17 protein-coding genes and 1 pseudogene are annotated in these 21,054 nt (G+C 35.4%); all 18 read left to right on the forward strand.

The genetic code is table 11. The features are described from left to right. Positions 1 to 846: 846 nt before the first annotated feature. Positions 847 to 2,004, forward strand: coding sequence for an MraY family glycosyltransferase (locus tag F1E73_RS11865; protein ID WP_150452003.1), 1,158 nt, complete (start codon positions 847 to 849; stop codon positions 2,002 to 2,004). Positions 2,005 to 2,495: 491 nt separating this feature from the next. Next, positions 2,496 to 2,957 (forward strand): UpxY family transcription antiterminator, encoded by a 462-nt coding sequence (locus F1E73_RS11870; protein ID WP_150452004.1) that lies wholly within the window; start codon positions 2,496 to 2,498, stop codon positions 2,955 to 2,957. Positions 2,958 to 4,764: 1,807 nt separating this feature from the next. Continuing rightward, positions 4,765 to 6,084 carry a nucleotide sugar dehydrogenase gene (locus tag F1E73_RS11875; RefSeq protein WP_150452005.1) on the forward strand — a complete coding sequence of 440 codons (1,320 nt, stop codon included), beginning with the start codon at positions 4,765 to 4,767 and terminating at the stop codon, positions 6,082 to 6,084. A gap of 90 nt (positions 6,085 to 6,174) precedes the next feature. Next, complete coding sequence (locus F1E73_RS11880; RefSeq protein ID WP_150452006.1) at positions 6,175 to 6,285, forward strand: GxxExxY protein; 111 nt, start codon at positions 6,175 to 6,177, stop codon at positions 6,283 to 6,285. Positions 6,286 to 6,538: 253 nt separating this feature from the next. After that, a complete protein-coding gene (locus F1E73_RS11885) occupies positions 6,539 to 6,940 on the forward strand; it encodes an endonuclease domain-containing protein (RefSeq protein ID WP_223883419.1) in 402 nt (133 codons plus the stop codon). A gap of 273 nt (positions 6,941 to 7,213) precedes the next feature. Continuing rightward, positions 7,214 to 8,215: an SDR family oxidoreductase gene (locus tag F1E73_RS11890; RefSeq protein ID WP_150452007.1), complete on the forward strand. Its 1,002-nt coding sequence runs from the start codon at positions 7,214 to 7,216 to the stop codon at positions 8,213 to 8,215. Positions 8,216 to 8,230: 15 nt separating this feature from the next. Next, positions 8,231 to 8,365 (forward strand): annotated as a pseudogene (locus tag F1E73_RS11895) (NAD-dependent epimerase/dehydratase family protein); the annotation flags it as partial. Between the two features lie 97 nt (positions 8,366 to 8,462). Next, a complete protein-coding gene (locus tag F1E73_RS11900; protein WP_150452008.1) occupies positions 8,463 to 10,007 on the forward strand; it encodes a lipopolysaccharide biosynthesis protein in 1,545 nt (514 codons plus the stop codon). Between the two features lie 2 nt (positions 10,008 to 10,009). Next, entirely contained in the window at positions 10,010 to 11,278 is a 1,269-nt protein-coding gene (locus F1E73_RS11905; RefSeq protein ID WP_150452009.1) for a glycosyltransferase family 4 protein, read from the forward strand. Next, entirely contained in the window at positions 11,256 to 12,341 is a 1,086-nt protein-coding gene (locus tag F1E73_RS11910) for an EpsG family protein (RefSeq protein WP_150452010.1), read from the forward strand. The genes F1E73_RS11905 and F1E73_RS11910 overlap by 23 nt, the downstream gene beginning before the upstream one ends. Further along, a complete protein-coding gene (locus tag F1E73_RS11915) occupies positions 12,332 to 13,549 on the forward strand; it encodes a glycosyltransferase (protein WP_150452011.1) in 1,218 nt (405 codons plus the stop codon). The genes F1E73_RS11910 and F1E73_RS11915 overlap by 10 nt, the downstream gene beginning before the upstream one ends. Before the next feature lie 150 nt (positions 13,550 to 13,699). Further along, on the forward strand, positions 13,700 to 14,824 hold the full coding sequence (locus F1E73_RS11920; RefSeq protein ID WP_150452012.1) for a glycosyltransferase: 1,125 nt from the start codon (positions 13,700 to 13,702) through the stop codon (positions 14,822 to 14,824). Continuing rightward, entirely contained in the window at positions 14,821 to 16,047 is a 1,227-nt protein-coding gene (locus F1E73_RS11925; protein WP_150452013.1) for a glycosyltransferase, read from the forward strand. The genes F1E73_RS11920 and F1E73_RS11925 overlap by 4 nt, the downstream gene beginning before the upstream one ends. A 7-nt stretch (positions 16,048 to 16,054) precedes the next feature. Then, positions 16,055 to 17,071: a polysaccharide biosynthesis protein gene (locus tag F1E73_RS11930; RefSeq protein ID WP_150452014.1), complete on the forward strand. Its 1,017-nt coding sequence runs from the start codon at positions 16,055 to 16,057 to the stop codon at positions 17,069 to 17,071. A gap of 70 nt (positions 17,072 to 17,141) precedes the next feature. After that, entirely contained in the window at positions 17,142 to 18,260 is a 1,119-nt protein-coding gene (locus F1E73_RS11935; protein ID WP_150452015.1) for a polysaccharide biosynthesis C-terminal domain-containing protein, read from the forward strand. Between the two features lie 27 nt (positions 18,261 to 18,287). Beyond that, positions 18,288 to 18,704 (forward strand): cupin domain-containing protein, encoded by a 417-nt coding sequence (locus tag F1E73_RS11940; RefSeq protein ID WP_150452016.1) that lies wholly within the window; start codon positions 18,288 to 18,290, stop codon positions 18,702 to 18,704. Positions 18,705 to 18,717: 13 nt separating this feature from the next. Beyond that, positions 18,718 to 19,857 (forward strand): non-hydrolyzing UDP-N-acetylglucosamine 2-epimerase, encoded by a 1,140-nt coding sequence (gene wecB, locus F1E73_RS11945; protein ID WP_150452017.1) that lies wholly within the window; start codon positions 18,718 to 18,720, stop codon positions 19,855 to 19,857. After that, entirely contained in the window at positions 19,839 to 21,053 is a 1,215-nt protein-coding gene (locus tag F1E73_RS11950; protein ID WP_150452018.1) for a glycosyltransferase family 4 protein, read from the forward strand. Before wecB ends, F1E73_RS11950 begins: the two co-directional genes overlap by 19 nt. The last annotated feature ends 1 nt before the right edge of the window (position 21,054 follow it).

Raw genomic sequence — 21,054 nt, forward strand, 5'->3', positions numbered from 1 at the left:
GGCCTATCTCCATTTGTAATCCAGCCAGTTAACAACTTTCAACCCAACCCGTCACTTCGAGCCTGTCTTCCGGGGTAGGCTCGCCTGCCGGGGTAGGCCTACATGGCTGCAGGCAGGTGATCCGACTGTAGGAGGATTGTATCGAGAAGCACTCGAACTAACGGCTTCACAACTTCATAACCACGTAACTTCATAACAACATAACTATTTATATGACCATAGACTCCCAAACATGTCCGATTTCGACTCCGCCTACCTAACGGAAGGCAAGCTCAATCTCCCTCCAACCACCCTATTGACAAGCCCATTTCCAAATCAACACATTTCCAAATTTCCAAATTGAATAACCATTATTACATTAATCCATCGGTACATTGCTACATTAATCTCCCGTCACTTCGAGTGGTTTTGCGGAACGCAGTGAAGCAAAATTGTATCGAGAAGTCCAAATCAACACATTCCCAAATCTCCAAATTGAAAATCCATTAATTCATTAATCCATCGGTACATTGCTACATTAATCTCCCGTCACTTCGAGTGGTTTTGCGGAACGCAGTGAAGCAAAATTGTATCGAGAAGTCCAAATCAACACATTTCCAAATTAACAAATTGACAAACCATTGCTACATTAGCAAATCGTTATATTGTTCCATTACCCCCCTTTCCAAATTAAAATTTCCCCATAAGTTTAAATATAACTATCTTTGCAGCTGTTTTTAAATTTTATTGTAACTTGTAAGTTTATCACTTCAAGTGATGCTCGATTTTCTTCCCCCGTAAAGAGCTAACTTGAGCTATTAGCCATTATAGAGAAACTATTTATCCCTTTATCCCTAAATTCCAACCATGACAACGTTAGAGTACGCATCCTCATTGTTATCCAACAAATACCTTATGGTGTTGGTAGTATTACTTGTTTCCGTTTTAGTGTCTTTACGCGCCTACCCGGTTATGATTCTTCTGGTTAGTAGAAAAAGGCTAATGGACACCCCAGTAAGTAGGAGCATGCACACTACCAGAACTCCAACATTAGGAGGGATTATAGTTTTTATTATTTTTACCATCACCCTCATTACCATGTCGCTTTTATTAGGACTTCCACGAGAGAGCCTTTTAGATATCCTTGCCATCCTTGCTGGAACCATTTTGCTGATGTCGGCCGGGGTGAAGGACGACCTGATTGGGATTTCCCCAAAAAAGAAACTGATCATACAAATTTTTGCTGCCGGTGTAGTGGTATTAATTACCGACCTAAGAATTACCCACGGCTATGGCATTTTTGGATTAGGCGAACTGCCGTATTTGATATCGGTACTATTAACACTTTTTGTGTTTATAGTGGTCATCAACGCCTTTAACCTGATAGATGGATTGGACGGACTCGCAGGAACCATAGGTACTATTACCAGTGCGGCTTTTGGCGCCTTCTATTTTTTAAACGATCGCACCGCCATGATTCTGGTATCCTTTGCCTTGATAGGTGCCCTTTTGGGATTCCTTAGATACAACCTATCCAGAAAACGTAAAATATTCATGGGCGATTCAGGCTCTATGTTTGTAGGGTTCTTATTGACCTACCAGGCAGTTTCCTTTTTAAATTACAATACGGCCGCTACCAACAGTGAAGCACTAAGACATGCACCAATTCTAGCGATTGCCATTTTGTCCTTTCCGTTACTGGATACGCTTAGGGTGTTTACTATTCGCATCGCACAGAAGCGCAGTCCGTTCAGTGCGGACCGTAACCACATACACCACCGCTTGTTGGACATGAAGTTTACCCATAAAAAAGCTACAATGATTCTGGGTTTGCTAAATATTAGCGTTATCCTCGTTGCTATAACGATCAGTGGACTAACCATCAACACCCAGCTATGCTTATTGTTGGTTTTTATGCCACTAATCTATAGCTCCCCATGGCTCATCACCCGCAAGCATGGTAAAATCCGCCTCACCGTTCCGCTGCATATCAAGAAAATGATTGGTAAGGAAAGTGTGAAGTAGGTCGGTTCAGTGATCAGTAAAAAGTGATCAGTGGTCAGTAGGTTTAAAAAGTAATGAGTAGTGAGTATTGAGATTTTTCGATGAATTAAATGCAACTGATATCTTTACTATTTTGGCCTTTTTACTAGCCGCAAACTGGAGCCTTTTTATAATAAGGCGCTGTTTATTTTATTACAATATTCTCGTTGTTTCGTTTTATTTTATAAAACATAGACAATTAACGGTTTTAAGAAGCACGAATTGATAAATTAAAACATTAACCCATTTCTAAATTACTCCATTGCTACATTTTCACATTAACCCCGTCACTTCGAGCCCGCCTGCCGGGGTAGGCCCGCCTGCAGTCGAGGCAGGTGGTTTTATGGAGCTTAGCGGAATAAAATTGTATCGAGAAGTCCAAATTAAACAATTGCTACATTAACACATTGTTACATTTTTACATTAGGCAGTCATTTTCAAATTAACTCATTAACAAATTTCCAAATTAAACTATGCCCTGGTTCGTCCTCCATACCAAACCCCAGAATGAAAAGAATGTCGCGCTACGTCTACAGAATATTGGCATAGAGGCTTACTGTCCGGTACGCACAGAAATTCGTCAGTGGAGCGATCGTAAGAAGAAAGTGGAAGTTCCCTTATTACCCTCCATGATATTGGTAAACATCGAGGAGAATGCCAGAAACAGTGTTTTCCAGGCCCCTGGGGTCCTTAGATACATGTTTTGGCTAGGTAAACCCGCTATTGTCACTCAAGAAGAGGTAGACGCCCTCCAGGAGGTAGAATCCAGTAAAAACAATCACAATATAGAAGTAGAAGCCATTAAACCCGGCACCAAATTAGACCTCACAAAAATGGGCTTCAAAGCTCAGGAAGGAACAGTAAAGTATGTTTCTGGTAATCAGTGTTGGGTGGTTTTGGAGGGACTTGGTTATGTGGTGAAGCTAGAAATCTAGCTTAGTATTGATGGGTTCAGTAACCAGTAATCAGTAAGAAGTGGTCAGTAAACGATTTTTCAATAATCAATAAACAGTTAGCAATTATGTACGTCCCTTATATAGGTTGCCCCCTTCCAAGGATGAAATCAAAAAAGTTCCTACCTTTACCCTGTGCGGAGCGTAGTCGCAGTATAAAGGGAGGTGGTTTGCCTGAAAGTGCAAAGCGGAGGGATTTTTTATAGTATTGAGTACAAAGTATTGAGTAATGAGATGGGTCCAGTAATCAGTAAACGGTAATCAGTAGGCAGGGATTTTAGGGAACAATAATATTTTGTCTGGTCGAGCACCAACCGAAAGAACCATTCTGTCGGGCAGTCGAGAACTTCTTTATAAACGATTTATAGCAGAAAAAGTCTTACCCCTACCCTAAAGGGTAGACTTTCTCTCAACTTCTCAAAAACTCAAAAACTCAAAAAAAATATTGAATAGCCCCGTGATTTATCACGGGGATCAAAAGGGAATCAGAATTACGGCTTTAGCCAAAGCATGAAGGCTCCAGCTATGCTTTCGCTAGTACAAAGTATTGAGTAATGAGATGGGTCCAGTAATCAGTAAACGGTAATCAGTAGGCAGGGATTTTAGGGAACAATAATATTTTGTCTGGTCGAGCACCAACCGAAAGAGTTATTTTGGCCAGCAGTTGAAACCTCCTTTCAAACCAACTAGAACCAGAAAAGTCTTGACCCCTACCTAATGTGTGGACTTTCTCTCAACTTCTCAAAAACTCAAAAACTCAAAAAAAAATATTATTGAATAGCCCCGTGATTTATCACGGGGATCAAGAAGGAACCAGTAATACGGCTTTAGCCAAATACTGAAAGCTATAGTTGTAGAAGTAAAGCAAATTTGTATCGCGAAGCACTCAACTGACGACATCTCCCCTTGTTAAACCCATGAAGTGTCGACTCAATCTCAATTTCGAATCAACACATTTCCAAATTGACAAATCAAAAACCCATTGCTGCATTACTCCATTGCTACATTTCCACATTAACCCCTCCCCGTCACTTCGAGCTTGCCTGCCGGGGTAGGCCCGCCTGCAGTCGAGGCAGGTGGTTTTGCGGAACGTAGTGAAGCAAAATTGTATCGAGAAACACGCGAGCTAACGGCTTCATAACTTGATAACAACATAACCTTATAACTTCTTAACCCTCTAACCTTTTAACTAATAACCACAAAGCGCAACGAGTGAGATTTCTCAATCGTTGCGAAAAGCAACTCATTTCGAAATGACCTCCTCATTATTACATCGGTACATTTACACATTAATACCCCCACTTCCACATTAACAAATTGTTACATTTCAACATTAACCCTCCATTGTTACATTAACTCTTTGAATAGCTCCATATCTTGAAACAACAAATAAACAACCAAAATCTAGCCAAAACCCCAATGAATAAGTTAACCAGGAGCTATAATAGCAAAATTTCGCGCCACATATTTACAAACACTCAAATCCCACATTTCCAAATTATCACAACTCCCTCCCCCAACCTCATAAATCCAACAAGAAGAGTTTCGTTTAATGGGTTAAAAGCCTTACTTTTGCCGATTCATTTTTTTGGGCAGAAATCGCCAAAAACTGTGACCCCCTTATGGGACTCACAGCGGCGGAGCCGTGGAAAGATGCATTCAACCTAAAGTATAATTCACTGGTTATAAAAACATTCCGCATAATCGCTTTTAATCCGTGAAATCCTTAATTTCCCATAAAATAGGACTAACACAAGACCGAATTAAAATACTTCAAAAAAAACAACCCATGCAAAATAACCCAAAAATCGCAGTAATAGGCCTAGGATACGTAGGTCTGCCTTTAGCCCGTTTACTAGCTACAAAATACCCAGTAGTAGGGTTCGATATTAATGCTCCTAGAGTAGCTGCCCTTAATGGCGGACACGATAGCACCCTGGAAGTGGAAGACGATGTACTACAGTCTGTGTTGCTGAAGAAAAATCCAGTAAATGGAGCCCAGCAAGAAGCCGTTGCCACTGCAGCACGAACCGGTTTATTCTGTTCGGCCAATTTGGAAGATATCGCAGATTGCAACTATTATATTGTTACGGTTCCTACTCCGGTAGATAAGAACAACCGCCCGGATCTTACCCCGCTATATAAGAGTAGCGAGACTGTTGGGAAGGTATTAAAGGAGAGCGATATTGTGATTTATGAGTCCACCGTATATCCTGGAGTAACAGAAGATGAGTGCGTGCCGGTATTGGAAAAGCAAAGTGGATTAAAGTTTAACGAAGACTTTTTTGTGGGCTACTCCCCAGAGCGTATTAATCCAGGTGATAAGGAACATACCGTAGATAAAATATTAAAGGTAACCGCTGGTTCCACGCCCGAAATAGGAGAAAAAGTAAACGCCCTGTACGCCTCGGTAATCACTGCTGGCACCCACTTGGCTCCCACCATTAAAGTGGCCGAAGCCGCCAAAGTAATTGAAAACGCGCAGCGTGATATCAATATTGCTTTTGTAAACGAACTCGCCAAGATCTTTAATATCATGGATATTGATACTCAGGCGGTATTGGAAGCCGCAGGAACCAAATGGAATTTCCTTCCTTTTAAACCAGGTTTAGTTGGTGGTCACTGTATAGGGGTAGATCCATATTACCTGGCACAAAAAGCACAGGAACTAGGCTACCACCCAGAAATTATCTTGGCGGGAAGAAGGATGAACGACTCCATGGGGCCGTATGTAGCCTCGGAAGTGATTAAGTTGATGTTACAGAACGAGCTTAAAATAAAGAAATCCAAGATCTTGGTCTTGGGAATCACCTTCAAGGAAAACTGTCCCGACGTACGAAACACCAAGGTTGTGGATGTAATTAGGGAGTTACAGTCCTACAGTACCGATGTCACTATTTATGATCCTTTGGCCACCCCCGAAGAAGTAAAACACGAGTACGGCCTAACCACCACCCAGGAATTACCCACAGAAAAGTTCGATTCCATCGTCCTGGCCGTCGCCCACAAAGAATTCTTAAACATGGATTTAGATGCCCTAAAAGCAGATAATGCGGTGGTTTATGATGTGAAGGGGATATTAGGGGATAGCGCGAATAGGAAATTGTAATTAAAAATGCGAATAATTCAAGATGCGAATTGGAATGCGAATTGTGATGCGAATGCCACGAATTAATATGCGAATTACTGCGAATTGAGAATGACTGATATAATCTTCAAAAAAGAAAGCTATGACATCATCGGGGCGTGTATGAGAGTACATACCGAGTTGGGAGCTGGATTTCTTGAAGCTGTCTATCAGGAAATATAAAAATGCGAATTACTGCCAATTCTAGCGAATACGCCTTGTCTGTAAATAGATGCTCATCAATTTAATTACCCCTACCCTAAAGGGTGTAAAGTGATTGGCACAAGCAAAAAAGACCCATTTTAAAGGATTTAGGGATAAAAGAAAGAGAAACATCAATTTCCCTACCCCGACCCTAAAGGGCGGAAATTGATGCACTGAAAAAACACTCAACCTTTTAAGTTGATTTATATTCAATAAAAGTTAATCTGCATTAGTGTCTAACGAAAATCCATACTACGATCAAAGCATGTTTAAGGGTGCTCCTGCAAGTAGCTTTGAAAAAGCAAGGTGGTTAAGAAAAAGCATGACAGAAGCGGAAAAAAGGCTATGGACAAGACTAAAGAATAATGCTTGTAAGGGATTAAGATTTAGAAGACAACATCCTATCCATCACTTTATAGTCGATTTCTATTGCCACAAAATAGGCTTAGTAGTTGAAATAGATGGAGAGTATCATAGTAATAAAGAACAAAAAGAACTTGATAAAAAAAGAACTGAATTATTGAATTTTCAGGATTTACATGTTATCAGGTTTAGTAATGAAGAAGTACTAAATAATCTTGATGAAGTAATGGCCTCAATTGAAGAAAAGATCGATTTATTGATTCAATTATAGAATATCAAATTATTTACGCCTGATCAATTAAAAAAAGAATTATACATCAACGGAAGAAAAAGTCCCCTTTAGGGGATTTAGGGGTCAAAGCAACCAAATCAGAAGTCGGCCTGCTGATTAATTTTGGTGAAAAAAGCCTAAAATGGAAGCGTTTTGTTAATACCCCCTCCGAGTAATCCGTGAAAAATCCGCGTAATGAAAATAATATCACCTCCGCGCAATCCGCGAGAAATCCGCGAAATCAAACCATAAGCATCAATAAAAGTTAATATCGTGAAGAATACTGAACAGTTTAAAAAACTAGAGAATAAAAACATCCTCGTAACGGGGGGTGCTGGGTTCATAGGTTCAAACCTTATTGAAGCCTTGCTAGGCATAGGTGCAAATGTCACATGCCTAGACAACTTTGCTACAGGACATAGACATAATATAGAACCGTTTTTAGAGAATGAAAACTTTAGGCTTATAGAAGGAGATATACGGGATTTAGAAACTTGCCACGAGGCATGTAAAAACCAAGATTTTGTATTGCACCAGGCGGCTTTAGGTTCTGTTCCACGTTCTATTAACGATCCTATTACGAGTAACGATGTAAATGTAGGTGGGTTTTTAAATATGCTGGTAGCAGCTAGAGATGCGGGGGTGCAACGGTTTGTATATGCAGCAAGCTCTTCTACCTATGGGGATCATGAGGCCTTGCCAAAAGTAGAAGAAACTATTGGAAAACCATTATCGCCTTATGCGATTACCAAATATGTAAATGAGCTGTATGCGGATAACTTTTTTAGCACCTATGGTTTAAATACGATTGGTTTGCGTTATTTCAACGTTTTTGGAAGGCGCCAAGATCCCAACGGGGCGTATGCAGCGGTAATCCCACTATTTGTAAAGCAATTTATGAAGCACGAGAGTCCGGTTATTAATGGGGACGGTACCTACTCGCGCGACTTCACCTATATAGAAAATGTGGTTCAGATGAATCTTTTAAGTATTACCACCGAAAATAAGGGCGCTCTCAATCAAGTGTATAATACCGCTGTAGGTGATAGAACTACCTTGGTAGAACTAACCGACTTGCTAAAAAAACATTTGAGTGCCTTTGATCCTGAAATAGCGAACGTAGAAATTAAACATGGCCCTAACCGCAAGGGGGACATCCCCCATTCTTTAGCCTCAGTGGACAAGGCAAAAAGACTATTAGATTACGAACCAAGCCATACCATTAATAAAGGGATTGAAGAAGCGGTGGAGTGGTATTGGGATAACTTGAAATAATAAATTTTGATAATCATGAATAAGAATATTTTAATTACTGGAGGAGCTGGATTTATTGGCTCCCACGTGGTGAGACGATTTGTTACTCAGTATCCGGATTATCACATCTATAATTTGGATGCCCTAATCTCCGCAGGGAATTTTAAAAATTAGGTGTAGACAATATTAAAGTGTTGTTACGAACAATAGAAAGTAAAATTACTTATAAATGTTCATATCCGACGTGAAATGTATAAACCAATGATTAATGTCAGCTAATAAAACCATAGTAAAAAATAGTTTAGTTCTTTACATCAGACTAATAATTGTATCAATTATAGGTTTACTCTCATCTCGGTTTATTCTCCAGGCCTTGGGTGCATCAGATTTTGGATTGTACAGTGTTGTGGGCGGCATAGTATTTATGATGGCCTTTCTTAATAATGTAATGGTTTCAACTACCTATCGTTATGTAGCATTTGAAATGGGAAAAAATGATCCTAACGGTGTTAATAAGGTTTTCAATATTAGTTTACTTATTCATCTTTTTATTGCTCTGCTTACTGTATTATTAGCCGAAACTTTTGGAGCCTATTATATACATAATTATCTGAATGTACCTATTGAGAAAATAGAAGATGCTATTTTTGTTTTCCGATTTAGTGTAATTAGCACAGCTATATCAATCATAAGTGTACCATTTCAGGGTTTATTAGTTGCTAAGGAAAAATTTACGTTTACCGCGTTCATTGAAGTTTTGCGAAGTATCTTAGCCTTTAGCGTAGTTATATTAATCTTAAATTACGACGGAGATCGGTTAAGACTATATGCTGCGCTAATAGCTTTAGTGTCAATCATTATATCGATTTTATATGTATTATATTCCCGATATTATTATTACAAATTTGTAAAGTGGAAGTTTCAAAAAGATGTATCTAAGTACAAGGAGATGATAAGCTTTTCTGGATGGATTATGTTCGGTTCTAGTGCAAGTGCCGCGGAAATTCAACTTTCAGCTATTATTATTAATATATTTTTTAGCACCGTGGTAAATGCAGCTTTTGGGATTTCAAATCAGGTGAAAAATATGGTTATCATGTTTTCAAAAAGCTTAAACCAAGCAGTAATTCCCCAGATTACAAAAAGCTTTAGTAGTGGGGATACAGGAAGGACCATGCAGTTAGTAATATTTTCCTCAAAATTTTCGTTTTTTATGATTTTAATACCTGCATTTCCAATACTGCTAGAAACTGAATATATCCTCGGACTATGGTTAGAAAATGTTCCCGAATATACGTCGATTTTTGTGCAAATTATCATTGTAAATGCTTTAATAGCTACTATGGACGCAGGAATCCCAGCTGCTGTGCATGCGACAGGTAATATTAAGTACTTTCAAATCATACTAAGTACTATTACATTGTTAGCTTTACCTGTTTCTTATCTTTTATTCAGCAACGGCTATGAGCCTTATTTCATGACTCTCACTTTTACCGCTACAGCAGTAATAAATTTAATAGTGAGACAATTGTTGCTTAAACGAATTCTTCATTTCAATATTAAAAAATTTATTTGGACGGGATATTTCAAAATGTTGCTGGTATTGATTCCATTATTAACTCTTTTTTCAATAAAATATTTTATCAATGAAGGATTTGTTCGATTTATTGGATTATCCAGTCTTTCAACATTAATGTTGTTTATCCTAGTTTATTTTTTAGGAATGGAAAACTCGGAAAGAAACTTAGTTCGCAATCAAATGTTGAATTCTACCATATACAAGCGTTTTTCAACTCTGTCAAATAAATCTTAGTCATGAAAATTCTATGGATCGTTAATATAATTTTTCCAGAACCAAGTATTAAAATGAATCTTGCGCCACCAGTCGTGGGAGGGTGGCTGTATGGTCTAATGAAGCATCTCTCAGGAAGTAAAGAGATTACACTTTCAATTGCAACAACATACCCTGGTAAAGAAGTAAAGAAGTTTCATTTTGATAATATCACTTATTTTTTGCTTCCTTGTAAAAACAAAACTATTTACGATCGAAACTTGGAAAAGCACTGGGAAAAAATATGCTCAAGATTAAAACCAGATTTAATCCATATTCATGGAACAGAATTTGCTCACGGGTTAGCTTGTATGAGAAAATTACCTGACTTAAAGTATATAGTATCAATTCAAGGATTAGTTAGTGTAATAAGCAAGTATTATTATGCTGGTATTTCGCAAACGGATATTATAAAAAATATAACATTTAGAGATTTATTTAAAAGAGATACAATCTTCCAAGCTCGAAGGAAATTTGAAAAAAGAGGAGTTTTAGAAAAGGAGTATATTAAACGAACAAAAAATGTACTTGGTAGAACTTCATGGGATTACGCTCATTCAAAGAAGATAAATCCTGATGTTTCTTATCATTTTTGTAATAGAATATTAAGAAGCAATTTTTATACTGCTCCAAAATGGTCATTTAAGAACTGTGAAACATATACCATATTTTTAAGCCAAGCCGGATATCCAATCAAAGGGTTACAACAAGTATTGAAGGCGTTAATTATTTTAAAGCAAAAGTATCCTAACATAAAAGTTAGAGTAGGAGGCCAGAATATAGTTACATCATCAACCATTTATGATAAATTGCGCATATCTGGCTATGGCAAGTATCTGAGAAATATTATTAATAGTAATTCTTTAGAGAATCATATAGAATTCCTAGGGTCCTTAAGTGAAAAAGAAATGATTAAACAATATTTGAAATGTAATGTATTTATTTGCCCTTCAAGTATAGAAAATAGTCCCAATTCTTTAGGTGAGGCACAGCTATTAGGAGTCCCTCTAATTGCATCATTTGTAGGTGGCATTCCAGATATGGTTGAGGACAATAAAACAGGGTTCCTTTACCGATTTGAAGAGGTGGAGATGTTAGCCATGTTGATTGATAAAGTGTTTTCATTGCAAGAAGACCCTTTAGAAATATTAACTTCAAATGCACGCGAAGTTGCTTTGAAGAGACATGATCCTTATTTTAATAGAAATGAAATTGTAGAAATATACAACCATGTTTGCAACAATTATAGTTAGTCTTACCGCAATTTTATTAGCATGGATGGCTCGTTTTCAAAAATCTAAATATGGCGGTTTAGAAGTTGCTTTTATTATCCTAACTATCTTTATGTCGATTAGGTTCAACTTCGGAAATGACTACCCCGCCTATTTAGATTATTTTAAAAAAATCGGAAGTTATTCTAATTTTGACATTCAATTAGAAACAACAGAAATTGGATGGAGCCTATTAAACAAATTATTCCAACCATTAGGTTTTTTTGGAATGATCATTGCTTTGACAGTTTTTGAATACGCTGTTATCTACAGGTTAATTAAAAAGTATATTCCTAAAAATTGGTACTGGTTGTCAGTATTTATTTTCACATTCAACAATGCCTATATGTTGGTTTCTGGTTCTATGATGAGGCAGTTTTTAGCTATGTGCATATTTATATTGGCAATTGATTTTATTGTTAAAAAAAGATGGCTTGTATCTATCCTTTTGGTGTTTTTAGCATCATTTTTTCATAGTAGTGCTCTAATTCTACTACCATTTTGCTTTTTAGGTTATCTTAATTTATCAATTACAAGAAAAACAGCTTGGATATGGTTTGGATTATACATTACTCTTTACTTTCTCGCCGTAGAAATATTAGGAAAATACTTTTTCATGCTAATAGAGCTTGAACAATTCAATCAATATCAATATTACTTAGGACATGAAAAGACCGCTAAAGGAACAGGAATAGGTGTTATATTCAATATGCTGATATATCTTGTCCTTTTACTACATCAGAGGTTTCAATCTCATAACCTAAGGATGATATTTATTTTGTTCGCTTTTTCTGTTTTCTTTTACCTTTTCTCAGATATAGCACCTTTAACGGGAAGACTTGGTTATTATTTTTCTATTTTTTCGATAATATGTTATCCAATGATGTTTGAAAAAACAAAAAACAATTATTTAAAATACTCATTGTTAATTGGTTATATATCAATTACGACGAAGGTTTTTTTAGATTTTTTTGATCCAGCAGGGATTTGGTATGAATCATTTTATACCTATCAAACTATATTTTCTCAAACTTCATGGAAGTAGACCTAGATTTATATATTATGAATATACTTTACGTATCAACCGCTTGCTCAAAAAAAACAATAACAAAAATACTAACAAATCCTAACATAAAATTTGCACAAGCTAGTCAGAAATTTAATCGATTATTAATAGATGGGTTTATCAATGAGAAAGCAAACATAGTAGCTCTTTCCTCAATACCAGTAAACGCATCTGATATCAAAGATCTGAATATTAAGAAAAAAGAAATGGAAAATGAAATTGAATTTATATATACCAAATCATTTTATAATAGATATATCAATGTTATTAGCTCCTTTCTATCTTCTTTTTATCATTCCTTTATGTGGGGTGTTAAAAACAAAGGAGGAAATTCTATAATAATTTGTGATGTACTAAAGGTTTCAATCTGCATGGGTGCTTTATTTGCCTCAAAAATACTACAAATTAAAACTCTTGGTATAGTCACTGATATTCCTGGTTTAATGACCAGTAGTAACCTATCCTTTTTTTCAAAATTTGCAACCTATTTAAATAAAAAATATATAACAAACTTTGACTCTTATGTTTTGCTAACAGAGCAAATGAATGAGTTAGTGAATCCTCACAAACGTCCCTACAAAATTATGGAAGGTTTAGTTGATTCCTCTATGATTATAAAAGATGCAAAAAATAAAGAATACCCTCGGAATATTCTTTACGCGGGTGGTATTTTCAAAAGGTATGGAGTTAAGACATTAGTAGACGCATTTATGAATATTAGTGATGACTCTATTCGTTTATCTATATATGGTCATGGCGATTTAGAAGAATTTATAAAAAAAAGTTCTCAAGAGGACCATAGAGTTAATTATTATGGGGTAGTTCCCAATAGTGAAGTTGTTGAGGCTCAGCTAAAAGCCACCTTACTCGTAAATCCCAGGCCTACTCATGAAGAATTTACCAAATATTCATTCCCTTCAAAAAATATGGAGTATATGGTGTCAGGTACACCAGTACTTACTACGAACTTACCGGGTATGCCAAAAGAATACCGTGAATATGTTTATTTAATTGAAGAAGAAGATGTAAATGGAGTGGAAAACACTTTAAGAAAGTTAATTTCCACTAATGAAAAGGAGTTATTTTATTTTGGAGCTAAAGCTAAAGAGTTTGTTCTTTCTAATAAGAATAACATTATACAAAGTAAGAGAGTTTTAGATTTTATATCTACCATAAATCAAAAATAAACATTTTTAGTAGCATTAGCCAATTGCACTAACGCACATGGTTTTACTATTCAAGAGACCAATATAAACAATTATGTTATTGGCATTATTTGGTGAATTATCAAATAATAATTACACTTACTTTATTGAAAAATATAGATACAATTAGTTATGAAAGATAAAATATGTGCCTTGTTCAATGTAGCTTCTTTTTACCGTGAACCAATTTACATGATATTGGATAAAGAACTTAAGTGTGATTTTTATTTTGGAGATAAAACGCATACTCCAATAAAAAAAATGGATTATAGTGTTTTGTCAGGATTTCAGAAGGAATTAAAATTCATTAAGCTAATTGGAAATTTCAACTGGTTACAGGGAACTATAAAATTACTTTTCAAAGGTTATGACACATTTATTCTTACCGGTGAATCATATTGTTTATCTAATTGGCTATTATTACTATACTGTAATGTTACTAATAAAAGAATCTATATGTGGACACATGGGTGGAGTGGAAGAGAAAACAGAATTAAAAGAATAATTAAAAAGCAGATTTATAAACTTAGTACTGGTGTATTTCTTTACGGTGATTATGCTAAAGAATTAATGCTTTCAGAAGGCTTTTCTGAGCAGAAACTGTTTCCTATTTACAATTCCTTAGATTATAATTTACATTTAAAGTTAAGAGATAAATTAAAAAAAACAGATGTTTTTAATAGTTATTTTAAAAATGATAATCCAACTTTAATTTATGTAGGTCGTTTACAAAAAGCTAAAAGAATAGATTTAATTTTTGAAGCTATTTCACTACTAAAAAAAGAGAATGTTTATGTAAATTTTATTGTGGTGGGAGGCAAGAGCGATATTGACTTTACCGAAAAAGATTTGAAGGAGTGGAATATCGCGAAACAAGTTTGGTTTTATGGTCCCTGTTATGATGAAACTATTTTAGCTGAACTTTTTTATAACGCGGAAGTATGTGTTTCTCCTGGTAATGTAGGATTAACAGCAGTACATTCACTAAGTTTTGGCACCCCTGTCATTACTCATAAAAACTTCAAAAACCAAGGTCCAGAATTTGAAGTCATTACAGAAGGAAAAACAGGCTCTTTCTTTGATGAGAATAATGTGGATGATCTTGCAAATAAGATAAAACATTATACCAATATGGATGAGTCTCAAAAATCCGAAATTAAAAGTAATTGTTACAATGTAATTGATGAACGTTACAATCCACATTATCAACTTTCTGTTATTAAACGAGTTCTTAATGCTAAACCTAGTTTAAAGTGAAAACCCTTCTCCAAATTAATACTTCAGTAAACATTGGCTCCACAGGTCGAATTGCTGAAGATATAGGCGAATTAGCAATCAATAAAAATTGGAACAGCTATATAGCTTATGGTAAAAAAGCAAGATCAAGCATTTCTAATGTAATAAAGATAGGTAAGGATAGGGATGTAATAATGCATGGAATTCAGACTAGATTATTTGACAATCATGGTTTTGCCTCTAAAAAGGCTACACTAGAATTCATCAAGGAAATTGATAGAATAAATCCTTCAATAATTCATTTGCATAATATACATGGTTACTATATTAATATAGAAATACTATTCAATTATTTAGAATTTGCAGATATACCTATTGTATGGACATTACATGACTGCTGGTCTTTTACAGGTCATTGCGTATATTTTGATTACGTAAACTGCAATAAGTGGAAGACGCAATGCTATTCATGTCCTCAGAAAAAATCCTATCCAGCATCACTATTCTTGGATAACTCTAGAAATAATTACTCTAAGAAAAAAGCACTCTTCAATAGTGTTGCCAATATGACAATGGTTCCAGTTTCTTATTGGTTGGGCGATTTAGTTAAAGATAGTTTTTTAAAAAAACACTCAATAAACGTTGTTACCAACGGCATTAATATAGATATTTTTAGCATCAAGGAAGGTAAAGACATTAGAGTTAAATATAATTTAGAAGATAAATTCGTCATTTTAGGCGTTGCTAACATTTGGGAAAAGAGGAAAGGACTGGAAGACTTTATAAATCTATCCAGAAATTTACAAGAAGATGAAGTAATCGTCCTAGTGGGGCTTTCAAGTAAGCAAATAACATCATTACCCAACAATATTATTGGTATAGAAAAAACAGAAAGTCAGGAAGAGTTAGCAAAACTCTATTCAATGGCAGATGTTTATTTTAATGCCTCAGTAGAAGAAACTTTTGGTCTAACTACAATAGAAGCATTTGCTTGTGGTACTCCTTCAATTGTTTATAATAAAACTGCTCTGCCAGAAGTAATAGACGAAAAAGTAGGATGGGTTATTAAACAAGGAGATATGACTTTGCTACGAAATATAATATCTGAGCTAAAATCAGAGCCCTATTCATCAAAAATAAATAGGAAAGTGAACTGTAGAAAGAAAGCAGTGAGATTATATAATAAGAAGGATAGATATGAGGAATATTTTGAACTTTATGATAAGATATTATTAAATAAATAATTTTTATATGACAATAGGTAATAAAATACTTTTAATAACCGGTGGCACAGGTTCCTTCGGTAATGCAGTATTAAATAAATTTTTACACACCGACCATTTTAAAGAGATCCGTATATTTAGTCGCGATGAGAAAAAGCAAGACGATATGCGTACTGCTTTAAAAAATGACAAACTTAAATTTTATATTGGTGATGTGCGTAATTACGATAGTGTAGAACGCGCTATGCGAGGTGTAGATTATGTGTTCCATGCCGCAGCCTTAAAGCAGGTACCCTCTTGTGAATTCTTCCCATTAGAAGCTACCCGTACTAATGTATTTGGAACGCAGAATGTGATTGATGCGGCAGAGGCTAATGGGGTACAAAAGGTGATTTGTTTAAGTACAGATAAGGCAGCCTACCCTATCAACGCCATGGGTATTTCCAAAGCCCTAATGGAAAAAGTAGCAGTAGCCGCCTCACGTAACTTAAGTAAAACAACGGTTTGTCTTACTAGGTATGGGAATGTAATGGCCTCTAGAGGTTCAGTTATTCCTTTATTTTTAAAGCAAATTAAGGAAAATACGCCTATCACTATTACTGATCCTAATATGACTCGTTTTCTAATGTCTTTAGAAGATGCGGTAGAATTAGTGCTATTTGCTTTTGAGAATGGGAATCCTGGTGACTTATTTGTAAATAAAGCACCAGCGGCAACCATTGATGATTTGGCCAAAGCCCTAAAAGAACTTTGCAATAGTGACAACGAAGTAAAGATTATAGGTACACGTCACGGAGAAAAAGTCTATGAAACACTCTGTACAAGAGAAGAAATGCTAAAAGCTGAAGATATGGGTGATTTTTATAGAATCCCCGCGGATAACCGCGATCTTAATTATGCCCAATACTTTTCTCAGGGGGACGCAGGTATTTCAGAAATTGAAGATTACAACTCCCATAATACGGAACGTTTAAATGTAGAAGGCGTTAAAGAATTAGTAATGAAATTACCGGAAGTACAGGCTGCGGTAGCACAAAAAGAGTAAGTAACTTGGAGATAGGCATCCATATATTGATAAAGGCTTATTCTCCTCTTCCCCACAATTAGATTTCAATATGATAAAAATAGGCATTACCGGCCAAAACGGTTTTGTTGGATCCCATTTGTACAATACTTTAGGATTATATCCGGACGAATTTGAACGGGTGGATTTCCAAAAAGATTATTTTGAAAATGAGGCCAATTTAGACACATTTGTTTCCCAATGTGATGTAATTGTACACCTCGCTGCCATGAACAGACATGAGGACCCAGAGGTGATTTATAAAACGAACGTAGGTCTAGTATCTAAATTAGTAAATTCCTTAAAGCGGACTAACAGTAAAGCTCATATAATTATGTCCTCTTCTTCCCAAGAAGAAAGAGATAACTTATATGGCAAATCTAAAAAAGAAGGACGACAAGCATTGGCCAATTGGGCAAAGGAAGCAGGTGCAAAGTTCACGGGGTTGATAATTCCCAATGTTTTCGGGCCTTTTGGTCACCCCTATTACAACAGCGTAGTAGCGACCTTTTCGCATCAGGTAGCCAATGGTGAGACACCTGAAATTCAAATTGACGGACATTTAAAATTGATCTACGTAGGTGAATTGGTCGAAGAAATATTAACTGCAATCCGTGAGCGTAATAACGAGGAACAATATGTGGTGCCCCATACCTCGGAGGCTAAAGTTTCTGAAATCTTACATCTATTACAAAATTATAAATCACAATACCAAGATAAAGGAGAGATTCCTGAGATTAATAACAACTTTGAATTGAATCTGTTTAATACCTATAGGTGTTATATGGATGTTGCCAATCACTTTCCGGTAAAATTTCAACAACATACAGACCCAAGAGGCTCTTTTGTTGAAATTGTACGCCTGGGCGTAGGAGGACAAGTATCCTTCTCTACCACAGTACCAGGGATAACAAGAGGTAATCATTACCATACGAGAAAGATTGAACGCTTTGCAGTAATAAAAGGAAAGGCGTTGATTCAATTAAGAAAAATTGGAACGGATGAAGTACTAGATTTCTATTTAGATGGAGATGAACCATCTTATGTAGATATGCCAATATGGTATACACATAATATTAAAAATATAGGTAATGATGTTCTGTATACCAATTTTTGGATCAATGAGCCTTACGATCCGGAAGATGCAGATACGTATTTTGGAAATGTCTAGCATGTTTATCTAAAACGAATAATTTTAATGAAACCAAAACTAATAAATGGTGGAAGTCATTCCGACACTCGTGGGAGTATTCAATTTAATAATGACTTTAACGCAATTGAAATAAAGCGCATCTACACCATAGAAAACAAAAACACAGAGTTTATTAGAGCTTGGCAAGGTCATAGCATTGAAAGACGATGGTTTTCTGCGATACAAGGATGTTTTGAAATAAAATTAATACAAATAGATCATAAGGATAATCCTAATAGACATACAAAAGTCTATACTTTCATTTTAAAGAATGAAAATCTAGATGTTTTATGTGTCCCCAGTGGATATGTAAGTAGCATCCAAGCATTAGAAGAAAACTCCAAATTGTTGGCAATGTCTGACTATCTACTAGGTGAAGTAAAAGATGAACTTAGATTTGAGCCCAATTATTTTACCACATAATAATTAAATTAGAATGAAAAAGTTGAAGGTTGTTACAGTTGTTGGAACACGTCCAGAAATAATCAGATTATCAAGAGTAATCTGTGCTTTAGATGCCTCAGAAGCAATAGATCATGTTTTGGTCCATACTGGTCAAAATTATGATTATGAATTAAATGAAGTTTTTTTTGAAGATTTAGGAATTAGAAAACCAGATCATTTTTTAAATGCTGCTGGTACTAACGCTACAACAACCGCTGGACAAATCTTAATTAATATAGATCCGGTATTAGAAGAAATTAAGCCCGATGCTTTTTTAGTTCTAGGAGATACCAATTCCTGCTTATGTGCAATTGCAGCAAAGAAGCGACAGATTCCAATCTTTCATATGGAAGCTGGTAATAGATGTTTTGACCAAAGAGTACCAGAAGAAACTAATAGAAAGATTGTAGACCATATCAGTGATATCAATCTAACATATAGTTCTATTGCTCGGGAATATTTATTACGTGAGGGCCTTTCTGCTGATCGGATTATAAAAACTGGCTCACCGATGTTTGAAGTGTTAAATCATTACTTACCAGAAATAGAATCTTCCGAAGTGTTGTCTAAGCTCAATTTAGAAGAAGGAAAATACTTTGTGGTTTCCGCACATAGGGAAGAGAATATAAATTCTGAGAAAAACTTTACCGGTTTAATAAACAGTTTAAATCTAATTGCTGAACAGTATAACTATCCTGTAATTGTTTCTACACACCCTCGTACAAGAAATATGATAGAGAAGAAGCAGATGGAAACGCATAAAAACATTCAGTTTCTGAAACCTTTAGGATTTCATGATTACAATGCCTTGCAGAAACATTCATATGCTGTATTATCAGATTCTGGTACTATCAGTGAAGAGTCTTCCATATTAAACTTTAGAGCTCTTAATATCCGTGATGCACACGAACGCCCCGAAGCGATGGAAGAAGCATCTGTAATGATGGTAGGTTTGGAAACAGAACGTATTATGCAGGGACTAATACAAGTATTACACCAAGAAGTTGGAGCTACTCGTAATTTTAGAGAGGTAGGTGATTACAGTATGCCTAATGTGTCAGAAAAAGTGGTTCGGATTATAATTTCTTATACGGATTATGTTAAAAGAACAGTATGGAGTCAAGAAATTTAAGAGTTCTATTAGTAACACAATATTTTTATCCAGAAAATTTTAAAAGTAATGACATCGCTTTCGAATTGGTTAAGAGAGGATATCAAGTTGATGTATTAACAAGTATCCCTAATTATCCAGAAGGTAGATATTATAATGGATATGGCCCATTTAGAAAAAGAATACAAAGAATTAATGGAGTTAAAGTCTATAGAGCATTTCAAACTCCTAGAGGAAGAAAAGCATCTGGCTTAGGCCTATCACTTAATTACTTAACGTATGCTTTCTTTGCATCCACTTGGGCTCTGTTTTTTGTACTATTTAAAAGGAAATATGATTCTATTATTGTTTTTCAAACATCGCCTATTACCCAAGCACTACCAGCAATTGTAATAAGTAAATTACGAGGGTACCCAATATATTTATGGGTCCTAGATGTATGGCCAAGTGTTGCTTATTATAATTTAAACTCTTCTATAGCTAAAAAAATCATAACAAAAGTATCTAATACTGTTTATCTAAACTCATATAAAATATTAATTAGTTCACGTGGATTTAGATCTTTAATAGAAGGATACATTGGTCCTAAAGATAATATAATATACTTTCCAAATTGGATCGAAGACATTACTAAAATGCCCAAACTTGAAGTCCCCAAATTACCTGATGGGTATAAAATTGTGATGGCTGGCAATTTAGGCCAAACTCAAAAGCTAGATACAGTTATGGAATTAGCATTAAGACTAACTGATTTAAAGCAATTAAAATGGATATTCATTGGTGATGGTAGTAGAAAGAAATGGTTAGAACAATTTGTCAACAAAAATAGTCTAGAGAAGAGTGTTTATGTTTTAGGAAGATTCCCTTTTGAATATATGGCAAGTTTTTATGAAAAATCAGACGCAATGTTATTAACTCTTTTAAACAATAAAGAACATTTACATGCAACAATACCACTAAGAATGCAGTCATATATGTCATCGGGAAAACCAGTATTGGCAATGGCAGGTAGAGGTGTAAAAGAGTTGGTAGAAGAATCGAATTGTGGGTTTGCAATAGATGATGATAATTTAGATGTCATGGAAGAGTTTATAAGAGAAGTAATCACAAGTAATAAAGAAAAATTTGCTTCTAAAGGATGTAATGGTCGCAAATATTACTTGTCTAACTTTACAAAAAATAAATGTATTGATGATTTAGAGTCAATAATTAATTAAA

It is taken from the genome of Arenibacter lacus, assembly GCF_008711145.1.
In the GTDB taxonomy this organism is placed as follows: Bacteria; Bacteroidota; Bacteroidia; order Flavobacteriales; family Flavobacteriaceae; genus Arenibacter; species Arenibacter amylolyticus.